The organism is Actinoplanes sp. NPDC048988, from assembly GCF_043197815.1.
GTDB lineage: Bacteria > Actinomycetota > Actinomycetes > Mycobacteriales > Micromonosporaceae > Actinoplanes.
On the sequence record NZ_JBICTW010000001.1, the window covers coordinates 1,554,745 to 1,563,172 of the forward strand.

Sequence of the window (8,428 nt, forward strand, 5' to 3'; positions counted from 1 at the left end):
GAAAATATCCCAGAGGACCCGGAGATCATCCGGGCACGTCGGACGCGTACGCGACAGTTTCCGGCGGCGGCGGCTCGGAGCCCGCCGACGTGAGCGCGTCCCGCAGATCCTCGGCCGCGCAGCGCTCACTCGTCTGCTCGGTCGAGGACGCCAGCCGGACCGCCTCCTCGGCCGCCTCCCGCGCCTCGTCGTAGCGCTGGGCCGCGGCCAGCACCCGGGCGTGCACCATCGCGGCCAGCACGCCGCTGCGCACGTCCTCGGCCGGCACCTCACGGGCCCGTTCGATCCAGGTCATCGCCGTCTCGACCCGGCCGTCGGCCAGCAGGGCGCCCGCGTACGAGGCCAGGGCATGCCGCCGCGAGAAGAGCAGCGACGGCGTGCCCGTATCGGTGGCGATCGGCGCCAGCAGCCCGATCGCGGTCGCCGCGTCACCGGCCCGCAGCCGCGCCTCGGCCAGCAGCACCCGCGGGCCGACCTGGGCCGGGGCGAGCGGGTTGTGCGGCTCCACGGCGGTCATCACCCGGCGCGCGTCGGCCTCGGCCTGCGCCAGGTCGCCCCGGTGGATGGCCACGAAGCCACGCAGCGTGCCGGCCATGCCGAGCAGGAGCGGGTGGCCGGTCTTGTCGGCGTAGCCCAGAGCGTCGGTCAGCAGGTCGAAGGCGTGGTCGAACTCGCCGAGCCCGCGGGCGATGGCCCCACGGACGACCAGGGCCAGACCCCGGCCCCAGTCGTCGGCCACCGCGTTGAAGTCCCGGTACGCCCGGCGGGCCTCACCGTCGGCCTCGGCCAGCTCGCCGAGCTCGGCCGCCGCGTACGCCTCCACGGCCCGCAGCGTGCCCACCGCCCAGCCCTCGCCGACCCGGTCGCCGAACGGCAGGAAGACCCGGGCCAGCCGGCGCGACTCCTGCAGGCGGCCGGCCAGCAACCGGGCGAAGGCCGTGGTGCCGCGCAGCCAGGAGCGGCCCACCGGGTCGCCCAGCTCGGCGAAGAGTCGCGCCGCCCGGCCGAGCACGGCGTCCGTACCGGCGAAGTCGCCCCGGGTCGTGGTCACCCAGGCCAGGTTCTGCAGCGCCCAGGCCTGCCCGTGCCGGTCGCCGGCGGCCAGTGTCACCTGGTAGGCCGCGGCGAACCGGCTGCTGGCCTGGCTGAGCCGGCCGCCCAGGAAGTCGGCCATGCCGAGGCGGCGCATCGCGTTCGCCCGCTCGGGCAGCAGCTCGGCCTCGGTAGCGACCTCCAGCGCTTCCTGCCAGACCGCCACCGCCTTGTTCGTGTCGCCCAGCGCCTCGTGCGCGCGGCCGACCACGAGCAGCGCCTCGGCCTTGCTGACCGGCTCGCCGTCGGCGCTCACGGCGATCTTCTCGCCGTACTCGAGTGCTTCCTCGGCTCGGCCCAGCCGCAGCAGCGCCCGGGCGTAGACGAGCTGGTCGGGCAGGGGCAGCACACCGTCGGGAGCGAGGTGGGCGGCGCGTTCCGCGTACTCGATCGAGGCGCCGGGCTCGATGTTGGCCAGCGCCCGCCGGGCCATCCGGCCCAGTGCGGCCACACCCAGCGGCGCCACGTCCCGCACGGCGGCGTCGGGCCGCAGGCGCACGGCGTCGGCCAGGTCGACCGCGCACTCGGCGTGGGTGGCCACGAACGCGTCCCGCTCGTTCTCGCTCAGGCTCAGCCGGCTCGCGCTGTCGTAGCCGAGCCGGTCGATCGCCTCGGGCGCGGCCCAGTTGGCCAGGTAGGAGTGCCGGTCGGCCAGGTCGGCCTTGCCGATGCCGGAATAGGCGGCCTCGCGCATCAGCGGCGTCGTGAAGGCGTAGCCGCCACGGACCCGGTGCAGCATGCGGCGCTGAAGCAGCTCGTCGACCGAGCGTTCCAGCTCGACCGCGGCCACCGCGCCGGGCCGGGCGTCGCTGGCCGCGCGGCGCTCGCGCAGCGCCTCGACCACGCCCGAGGGCACCGTGTCGCCGACCACGGCGGCGTCGCGCAGCACCGACCGCGGCTCCGGCGGCAGCGCGTCGATGCGGGCGGCCAGGACGGCGGCCAGGTCACGCGAGAGCAGCTGGCGGCCGAGGGAGCCGTCGGCCAGCATCCACTTGCCGGCCGCGTTGGCGCCGACGGCCGGGGTGAGCGCGCCCCGCTCCATCAGCAGCGTGACCATCTCGGCCAGGTAGAACGGGTTGCCCTGGGCGGTGGCGAGCAGCCGGTCGGTGTCCGGCTGCGGCAGCTTGCCGCCGTTCAGATAGGAGGTGAGCAGCCGGGACGCGTCCGCGCCGCGCAGCGGCGGCAGCGTGTGCACCTCGGCGTCGGCCATCCGGGTCAGCGCGCCGGCCGTGCGCACCAGCTCGGGCCGGCCGAGCAGCAGCACCACCACCGGGCCGTCGAGCAGCGAGAGGGTCCGGCCGAGAGCGTCCACGGTCGACGCCGTCGCGTCGTGCAGGTCGTCGACGATGACCACGAGCGGGGTCTCGGCGGCGAGGGCGGACAGCAGCTCGGCCACCGCGACCGAGATGGCGTCGGCGTCCAGCCGCTTGGTCGGCTGCCAGTCGGCGCTGGCCGCGGGGCCGACCGGGTTGGCCGGCGCCTCGCCGTAGCCGAGCAGGGCCAGCAGCCGGTCGATGTCGAGCTGGACCGGGCCCAGCCGGCTGGCCAGCTTGCGCAGGCGCTCCTCGACCACCGTGCGGCCGACCGTGGACACCACGTCCTTGGGCAAGCCGACCGATTTACGCACCAGGTCGGCCAGGGGCGCGAAGCGGCGGCGCTCGCCGAACGCGCGGCAGCGCACCCGCAGCACCCGGGCCCCGGCGTGCGCGGCGTACCGCCCGTTGCCGACGTCGTAGCCGGCGGCCAGTCGCTTGACCTCGCCCGCGAACCGGGACTTGCCGATGCCGGCCTCGGCCGTCATGACCATGACCCGTGGCGTACCGGCGTCGATCGCCTCGGCCAGCCGGCCGGCCACCCGGCCCAGCTCGGTCTCGCGGCCGACGAACGGCGCCTCGTCGCCCAGACCCGATCGGGTGCCGGGCGCGTCGTGCAGGCCGAGCAGTTCGAACGCCGGCACCGGCTCGCGCTTGCCCTTGAGCCGCAGCGGGCGCAGCTGCCGCCAGGAGGCGATGTGCCGGGTACCGCCGCTGGTGCGCGAGCCGGCGTAGACGGCGCCGACGGCGGCCGCGTCGGCCAGCCGGGCCGCCGTGTTCACGGTGTCGCCGATGACTGTGTACTCGATGCCGGCCTGCATGCCGGCGACCACCTCGCCGGTGTTGAGGCCGACCCGCAGGCCGAGGGGGGCGCCACCACCGCGCTCGTCGTCCAGCACCCGCCGGACGGCACGCTGCATGCTCAGCGCGGCGCGCACGGCCCGCTCGGCGTCGTCCTCGTGCGCCACCGGGGCGCCGAAGACCGCCATGATGCCGTCGCCGGTGAGCTTGTCGACGTGCCCGCCGAACGTCTTCACCGCGCCGGCCAGGGCGGCCAGGACGCGGTCGGTCACCGCGCCCACCCGTTCCGGGTCGAGGTCCTCCGACCAGGAGGTGAAGTCGGACAGGTCGCCGAAGAGCACGGTCACGATGCGCCGCTCGGCCGCCGGCAGGGTCGCCGCGGCCGGCAGAGCGGCGCCGCAGTTGTGGCAGAAACGGGCGCCCGGGATGGCGACGGTTCCACACACAGGACAGGTCACAGCCGATCCAACCCGCCTGCGAGTGTTCCTGATTCCCGGTTTTTGTGATTCAGGTAATCCAGCTGGGCCGCGGCCGACCAGATCGCCGCGAACCGGACGGCCGGATCGATGTCGGGGTAAACGATGTCGACGACCTGCTCGGCCGTCTCGGCGCCGGCCCGCATCGCCGCCGTGACCTGGGCCAACCGCTCCTCGCGATGGGACAGGTATTCCCGGGCCACCACCGACACGTCGTCCCGGGCCGGTCCGTGGCCGGGCAACATCAGAATTTTTTCGTACGCGCTGAGGCGCCGGAGACTCGACAGGTACTTGCCGAGGTCGCCGTCGGGGTGCGCGACCACCGTCGTGCCCCGGCCCAGGATGGTGTCGCCGGTGAACAGGGCCTCGCCGTTCACCAGGAAGCTGACCGAGTCGGCGGTGTGGCCCGGCGTGGCCAGCACCTCGACCGTCAGGCCGTCGACGGGAAGGTGCCCGCTCACCATCGGCTCGGCCGGGATCGCGTGCGCCGGATCGGCCGCCAGCACCGGGGTGCCGCCCAGAAGCTCGGACAGACGGGCCGCACCCTCGACATGGTCGTGGTGACCGTGAGTAATCAAGATGGCGTGGAACGGGCCGTGGCCGGCGATCCGGCGCAGGTGGGACTCGTCCAGCGGACCCGGATCGATCACGACGCCGCGGGTCTCGCCGGGCGCGCGCAGCACCCACGTGTTCGTGCCGTCCAGGGTCATCGGCCCCGGGTTAGGCGCGCGGAGCAGCGTCACCCAGTCCGGTAGCCCCTCAGGCGCAGCACCCCCCATGCGCGAAATCCTACGTCGCGCATGGGGTGAACGGAGAGGACCGGATGTGCGATCTCAGTGCCTGCTCAGGTTACGGATAGCAACCAAAAAGGTTGAAAGATCAGGTTCTGTTAACCGGTACTGCTACTCGGCCAACTCGACGATGACCTCGACCTCGACCGGCGCGTTCAGCGGCAGCTCGGCCACGCCGACCGCGCTGCGGGCGTGCCGGCCCTGCTCGCCGAAGACGTCACCGAACAGATTCGAGGCTCCGTTGATGACACCGGGCTGACCAGTGAATCCGGGCGCCGACGCCACGAAGCCGGTCAGCTTCACGACCTTGCCGACCCGGCCCAGGCCGACCAGCGACTCGATCGCGGCCATCGCGTTGAGGGCGCACAGCCGGGCCAGCTCGGTGCCCTGCTCCGCCGTGACCTCGGCGCCGACCTTGCCCTCGTACGGCAGCTTGCCCTCGACCAGCGGAAGCTGCCCGGAGACGTACACGTAGTTGCCCGTTTGCACCGCCGGGACGTAGGACGCCAGCGGCGGCACGACGGTCGGCAGGGTCAAACCCAGTTCGGCGAGCTTGGCGTACGCGTCCACGCCGCCCTCGCCGGCGATCGGCAGCGTCACGATTTCGCCCGCTTCATGTAGGCCACCAGCTGGTCCGGGTTCGGGCCCGGAACGACCTGAACCAATTCCCAACCGTCCTCGCCCCAGTTGTCGAGGATCTGCTTGGTCGCGTGGACCAGCAGGGGCACGGTCACGTACTCCCACTTCTGCATCGCTGCTACTCCCCTGATCGTCGGTACCGCGCCCAGCTTAGGGCCCACGATCGGGCCGATTTGACTAGGCTGAGCAAGCCGGACATCGCACATCACGGAGGGCGACATGACGCACCCGCAGGGCGGTCAACCGGGGCACCCGGAGCCCGAGCCGGTGCCCACGCCCGAGCCGCCCCAGCCGATCCCGCCGGACGAGCCGATCCCGGCGCCCGAGCCGCCACATGTCTCCTTCATCGACGCGGCCCCCGAGCCCGCCGAGCGGGAGTGGCCGCCGCCCGGCGCCTTCGCCGACGAGACCGCCGGCCACGACCAGACCCCCCACGACCAGACCCAGGTCATTCCGGCCGGCGCCGGCTGGCAGGCCCCGCCGCCGACCTCGCCGTGGCACGCCCAGCACGAGGCGCCCGGCGAGTGGCAGACCACCCCGCCGGAACACCTGGCCTACCACCACTCCGTGCTGCCCGCCGCCCCGCCCGAGCCCATCTGGGCCGGCCCGCCGCAGCAGCCGAGATCCCGCAAGGGCGCCCTGTGGGTCTCGGTGGCGCTGGCCGGCACGCTGCTGCTCTGCGGCGGCGGCGCCGTCTCGGCGTACTTCCTGCTCCGTAACGCCGACAATCCCGGCTCGCCCGACGCGGCGACCGCCGTCGACCGCTTCCTGACCGCCGTCTACACCCAGCAGGACGCGGCGGCCGCCGACGACCTGGTCTGCCGCGAGGCCCGCGACAAGCGGAAGATCGCCGATCGGGTCGACGAGATCAAGGCGTACGCCGAGGGCTACCGCGACCCGGTGTTCCGCTGGGCCGAGCCGACGGTGGCCGGCGACGACGAGGATCGCGCCACGGTTGCGGTGCAGGTCACCATGTCGACCGCCGACGAGAAGACCGCGGCCCAGGACCTGCGGTTCACCGTGATCCGCAAGACCGGCTGGCTGGTCTGCGACGTCACCGGCTGACCGGCTCCCCGCTACCTTTGATTTCATGGGCGAGCGAGTAAGCAGGTGGCCGGCGCGGCTGCACGTGGTGACCGGCAAGGGCGGCACGGGCAAGACCAGCGTGGCCGCCGCCCTCGCCCTGGGCCTGGCCGCGGGCGGCAAGCGCACGCTGCTGGTCGAGGTGGAGAGCCGGCAGGGCATCGCCCAGCTCTTCGAGACCGAGCCGCTGCCCTACAAGGAGCTGCGGATCGCCCAGGTGGCGGGCGGCGGCGAGGTGCGCGCGCTGGCCGTCGACCCCGAGGAGGCCCTGCTCGAATACCTCGACATGTTCTACCACCTGGGCGCGGCCGGCCGGGCGCTGCGCAAGGTGGGCGCCATCGACTTCGCCACCACCATCGCGCCCGGCCTGCGTGACGTGCTGCTCACCGGCAAGGTCAAAGAGGCCACCACCCGTTCCCAGGACGGCAAGCGGGCGTACGACGCCGTGGTCCTCGACGCCCCGCCGACCGGCCGCATCGGCCGCTTCCTCAACGTCACGGCCGAGACCGCCAAGCTGGCCAAGGTCGGCCCGATCAAGACCCAGAGCGACAGCGTCGCCGCGCTGCTGCGCTCGCCGATCTCCTCGGTGCACGTGGTCACACTGCTCGAGGAGATGCCGGTGCAGGAGACGCTGGACGCGATCGCCGAGCTCAACGCGCTGCGCATCCCGGTCGGCCGGATCATCCTGAACGCCACCCGGCCCGCCCTCGTGACCGCCGGCCGGGTGACCAAAGCCGAGCTCAAGCGGGGTCTGGCCGAGGCCGGGCTGCCGACCGACGCCGGCACGGTGACCGGCCTGGCCACCGAGGTGAAGGACTACCTCACCCGGCAGGAGCTGGAGGAGACGCTGCGGGCGGAGCTCACCGAGACCGGATTGCCCCTGGTCGAGCTGCCCCTGCTGCCGCGCGGCGTCGACCAGGCCGGGCTCGACGAGCTGGCCGCGGCCCTGATGCGCGCGTGATGCGGACCGGGACACAGTCGCCGTCCGTGGGATCAAGTACGGACTACTCTGGAGTAGTGGGTGAGGTGCTGGACGTCGACGGTCTGCTCGCCGATCCGGCCATCCGGATCGTGGTCTGCTGCGGCGCCGGCGGGGTGGGCAAGACGACCACCGCGGCCGCGATCGGCCTGCGGGCGGCCGAGGTGCACGGCCGTCGCACGGTCGTGCTCACCATCGACCCGGCCCGGCGGCTGGCCCAGTCGATGGGCCTGAGCGAGCTCGACAACACGCCCCGCCAGGTCAAGGGCATCGACGGCGAGAACGGCGGCGAGCTGCACGCCATGATGCTCGACATGAAGCGCACCTTCGACGAGGTGGTGCAGCAGCACACCACGCCGCAGCGCGCCGCGGAGATCTTCGCCAACCCGTTCTACCAGGCCATGAGTTCGACCTTCGCCGGTACGCAGGAGTACATGGCGATGGAGAAGCTGGGTCAGCTGCGGTCGACCGACGAGTGGGACCTCATCGTCGTCGACACCCCGCCGTCCCGTTCGGCGCTCGACTTCCTGGACGCGCCGGCCCGGCTCTCCCGGTTCCTCGACGGCCGCATGCTGCGCATGTTGCTGGCGCCGGCGCGCTCCGGCGGCCGGAGCATGTTCAGCCTGGTCACCGCGTCTTTCGGGCTTTTCTCCCGTACGGTGCAGAAGGTCCTGGGCGCCCAGTTGCTCACCGACCTGTCGGGCTTCGTGGCCGCGCTCGACTCGATGTTCGGCGGCTTCCGGCAGCGGGCCGACGAGACGTACCGCATCCTGCAGGACCCGCAGACGGCGTTCCTGCTGGTCGCGGCGCCGGAGCGGGACGCCGTACGCGAGGCCGCGTACTTCGCCGAGCGCCTGGTGGCCGAGCGGATGCCGCTGGCCGGTCTGGTGCTCAACCGGATGCACCGCTCCGAGGTGGCCGATCTGCCGGCCGACCGGAGCGAGGAGGCCGCCGCGGAGCTGGACGCCGCCGGCGAGAACCAGCTGACCGCCGGCGCCCTGCGGATCCACGCCAACCTCGTACGGCAGACCGAGCGTGAGCAACGCGTGGCCGCCACCTTCACCGACGCTTTTCCCGCCGTGCCCTCGGTCTCCGTCACGGCGCAGCCCGCCGACGTCCATGACGTCGACGGGCTGCGGACGATCGGCGCGCTTCTCGCCTAGGCCGTGTCCTGCCGATCAGTTGATCAGTTCTGGTTGATGTGTCGGGTGTTGGGCGTGGTGAGCTGACGGACAAGGCGTGGGCGGTGATCGA

Annotated in this window: 7 protein-coding genes; 3 read left to right on the forward strand and 4 right to left on the reverse strand. The window is 73.1% G+C overall.

The features are described from left to right. Positions 1–25 precede the first annotated feature (25 nt). The 4 genes from ACGFJ7_RS07040 to ACGFJ7_RS07055 all read right to left on the reverse strand — a co-directional run bounded on the left by ACGFJ7_RS07040 (position 26) and on the right by ACGFJ7_RS07055 (position 5,225). Entirely contained in the window at positions 26–3,664 is a 3,639-nt protein-coding gene (locus tag ACGFJ7_RS07040; protein ID WP_360247314.1) for an adenylate/guanylate cyclase domain-containing protein, read from the reverse strand. Then, positions 3,661–4,461, reverse strand: a complete 801-nt coding sequence (locus ACGFJ7_RS07045; protein WP_392641251.1) for an MBL fold metallo-hydrolase — start codon at positions 4,459–4,461, stop codon at positions 3,661–3,663. Before ACGFJ7_RS07045 ends, ACGFJ7_RS07040 begins: the two co-directional genes overlap by 4 nt. Before the next feature lie 123 nt (positions 4,462–4,584). Beyond that, on the reverse strand, positions 4,585–5,073 hold the full coding sequence (locus ACGFJ7_RS07050) for a RidA family protein (protein ID WP_360247318.1): 489 nt from the start codon (positions 5,071–5,073) through the stop codon (positions 4,585–4,587). After that, the gene (locus ACGFJ7_RS07055) at positions 5,070–5,225 is read right to left on the reverse strand and encodes a DUF4177 domain-containing protein (protein WP_015625975.1); all 156 of its coding nucleotides are present in this window, start codon (positions 5,223–5,225) and stop codon (positions 5,070–5,072) included. Before ACGFJ7_RS07055 ends, ACGFJ7_RS07050 begins: the two co-directional genes overlap by 4 nt. A gap of 106 nt (positions 5,226–5,331) precedes the next feature. Here ACGFJ7_RS07055 and ACGFJ7_RS07060 point away from each other — a divergent pair, with 106 nt between their 5' ends. The 3 genes from ACGFJ7_RS07060 to ACGFJ7_RS07070 are packed head-to-tail and all read left to right on the forward strand — an operon-like array spanning position 5,332 to position 8,337. Then, positions 5,332–6,177 (forward strand): hypothetical protein, encoded by an 846-nt coding sequence (locus ACGFJ7_RS07060; protein ID WP_360247320.1) that lies wholly within the window; start codon positions 5,332–5,334, stop codon positions 6,175–6,177. A gap of 25 nt (positions 6,178–6,202) precedes the next feature. Further along, the gene (locus tag ACGFJ7_RS07065; protein ID WP_360247322.1) at positions 6,203–7,156 is read left to right on the forward strand and encodes an ArsA-related P-loop ATPase; all 954 of its coding nucleotides are present in this window, start codon (positions 6,203–6,205) and stop codon (positions 7,154–7,156) included. After that, positions 7,156–8,337 (forward strand): ArsA family ATPase, encoded by a 1,182-nt coding sequence (locus ACGFJ7_RS07070; RefSeq protein ID WP_392641254.1) that lies wholly within the window; start codon positions 7,156–7,158, stop codon positions 8,335–8,337. Before ACGFJ7_RS07065 ends, ACGFJ7_RS07070 begins: the two co-directional genes overlap by 1 nt. Positions 8,338–8,428 lie beyond the last annotated feature (91 nt).